Origin of the sequence: Stenotrophomonas sp. 3diitr2024 (assembly GCF_042136455.1) — a bacterium.
Lineage (GTDB): Bacteria > Pseudomonadota > Gammaproteobacteria > Xanthomonadales > Xanthomonadaceae > Stenotrophomonas > Stenotrophomonas sepilia.
The window spans coordinates 1-2,746 of the sequence record NZ_JBHHMJ010000227.1 but is presented as its reverse complement, the minus strand read 5'-3'; the positions used below and the strand labels follow the sequence as shown (position 1 = coordinate 2,746).

Below are 2,746 nucleotides of genomic sequence, written 5' to 3'. Positions count from 1 at the left end.
CCCCAGGGATGGGTTTACGGCGTCCCCTGCGCAACCCACCCTCCCGGCCCAAACGAAGGAAATCCGCAGCGCTTCGCGACCCACCCCGAGGGGCTTCGCCGTTGGCTGGATACGCGATACCCCGTAAACGAAGACGCCCCGGCGCAGGGCCAGGGCGTGTTCGTGGATCAGGTCAGGCCGGCATCAGAATTCCTGCCAGTCTCCGTCGGCCAGTTCGGTGGCCATCGGGCGACCGCCAGCGGTGCGGCGGGCCGGCGGTGCGACCGGTGCCGGGGCGGCTGGCACGGTGGCTCGCGGGGCCGGGGCTGCGGCGACGCGCGGGGCGGCGACGACCTCGGCCTCATCGACCACGAAGATCGACACCGCTTCGCTGAGATGGCCGGCCTGTTCTTCCATCGCACGTGCGGCAGCGGTGGCTTCCTCCACCAGCGCGGCATTCTGCTGGGTGGTTTCGTCCATCTGCACCACGGTCTGGTTGACCTGCTCGATGCCGGCCGACTGTTCCTGCGAGGCGGCGGAGATCTCGGCCATGATGTCGGTCACGCGCTGCACCGAGGCGACGATCTCGCCCATGGTCGCGCCGGCCTTGTGGACCAGCGCCGAGCCGTCGTTGACCTTGCCGACGGAGTCGTCGATCAGGCCCTTGATCTCCTTGGCGGCAGCCGCCGAGCGCTGGGCGAGGGTGCGCACTTCACTGGCAACCACGGCGAAGCCGCGGCCCTGTTCACCGGCACGCGCGGCTTCCACGGCGGCATTCAGCGCCAGGATGTTGGTCTGGAACGCAATGCCGTCGATGACGCTGATGATCTCGGCGATCTTCTTCGACGAGGCTTCGATGGCGGACATGGTGGTGACCACCTGGCCGACGACTTCACCGCCCTGCGAGGCGACGCCATGGGCGCCGATGGCGAGCTGGTTGGCCTGGCGGGCGTGCTCGGCGTTCTGGCGCACAGTGGAGGTCAGTTCCTCCATCGAGGCCGCGGTTTCCTCCAGGTTGGCGGCCTGCTGCTCGGTACGGCGCGACAGGTCGCTGTTGCCCGAGGCGATCTCGCTGGCGGCCAGGGTGATGCTGGAGGCGCTGGCCTGGATCTGGCCGACGATCTGGGTCAGCTGCGCGACCGTGGCGTTGGCATCGTCGCGCATGCGGGCGAACACGCCCTGGTAATCGCCGTGCATGCGCGCGGTCAGGTCGCCCTCGGCGATGGCCGACAGCAGCTGCGACAGCTTGCCGAGGTTGTCATCGCTGACCGCCATCATCGCGTTGAGGTTTTCCAGCATCAGGCGGAAATCGTGGTCGAAGCGCTGCGCATCGCCTCGGCGGCTGAAGTCGCCGGCAGCAGCGGCGCTGGCCAACTGCTTGATCTCGGCGTTGATGCGGCCGAGGTTGGCCTTGACGGTGTCGACGGTGGTGGTCATCGCCGCCTTCTCGCCCGGGTAGCGGGCGATGTCGCGGCTCAGGTCACCAACCGCGTACTGCTGCACCACGTCCAGCACATCGTGCAGGGTCTGCACGTGGCTACCCACCAGGGCGTTGGTTTCCTGGACCATCAGCCCGTACTCGCCGGGGAAGGCGCTGGCGTCGATGCGGTAGCTGAGTTCGCCACCGTCGTGGCGGCGGGCCATTTCGCGCTGGCCGGTGATGACGGCATGCAACTGCTGCTGCATGCCGGCCATGGCGTCCAGCAGGCGGCCGGTTTCATCGTGCGGCTGCGGGCCGATATGGCTGTCGAGCTTGCCGGCGGCGATGCCCTCGGCGACGGCCGTGGCCTGCTTCAACGGCACGGCGATGCGATTGCCGATGACCCAGCTCAGGGCCAGTAAGATCAGCACCAGGACGCCGCCGGAGACTGTCATGATGGCAGTGAACACCAGCGCCTGCTTCTGCACGTCGTCCATGTAGACGCCACTGCTGACCACCCAGTTCCACGGCGCGAACAGGCCGGCGTACGCGACCTTCTCGACCTCGCCCTTGCTGCCCGGCTTGGCCCAGCGGTAGTTGACGAAGCCGCCGCCGGCGCGAGCCGCTTCGACCTGGTCGTAGTAGATCCGTACGCCGTCGTCGGTGTGGAAGTCCTTCATGTCCTTGCCGACCAGGTCCTTGCGGAACGGGTGCATCAGCAGCCGGTAGCCGGTGTCGTAAATGTTGAAGTAGTAGGTATCGTTCCCGGCGCGCATGACCTCCAGCGCCTGCAGCGCGGCGCGCTTGGCGGCCTCTTCGCTGAGCTCGCCGGTGCCGGCCAGGCGGTGGTAGTGCTGGAGGATGCCGTAGCTCAGTTCGACCTGGGTCTTCAGCGCAGCCTTGCGGGTCTCGGTCAGGTCAAGGTACTGCATGCGGGCGGCGATCACCGACAGCGCGATCACGCCGAGCGCGATGAGCAGCGTTAGCAGGTTGAGCTTGCGTCGGACGGAAAGATTGCTGAAGTAGTGTTGCCAGCGATGCAGGAGATTCATCGAGCAGGACCCGGTTGAAGCAGGCGGGCGGCGCCGAGCCGGCCAGCGGCGGGATGCGCCGTGACAACCCCGTTATCGGCCGCGGGGGCGGGGGATTGAGGTGCGGTGTCGGAACGTATTCAGGTTTTTTCTGCAGCGGCGGCTGCGGCGCTGCCTGCGGCAGGCTTTTGAAGCAACAGCAACAGCAACAGCAGTTGGTCGGCGCTGGATTGTCAGTAGGTGGCTGGGCCGGGGTGGGCAGCCAGGACACGCCGTAAACCCGTCCATGGGGGCTCGATGGCGCCATCCATGGCGC

1 protein-coding gene is annotated in these 2,746 nt (G+C 67.4%); it reads right to left on the bottom strand.

All coding sequences use genetic code 11. The features are described from left to right. Positions 1-183 precede the first annotated feature (183 nt). Complete coding sequence (locus ABGA94_RS05185) at positions 184-2,451, bottom strand: methyl-accepting chemotaxis protein (RefSeq protein ID WP_375366577.1); 2,268 nt, start codon at positions 2,449-2,451, stop codon at positions 184-186. Positions 2,452-2,746: the final 295 nt, after the last annotated feature.

Coding starts and splice junctions, on each gene's coding strand:
- ABGA94_RS05185 (WP_375366577.1), bottom strand. CDS start 2,451: ATGAATCTCCTGCATCGCTGGCAACACTACTTCAGCAATCTTTCCGTC.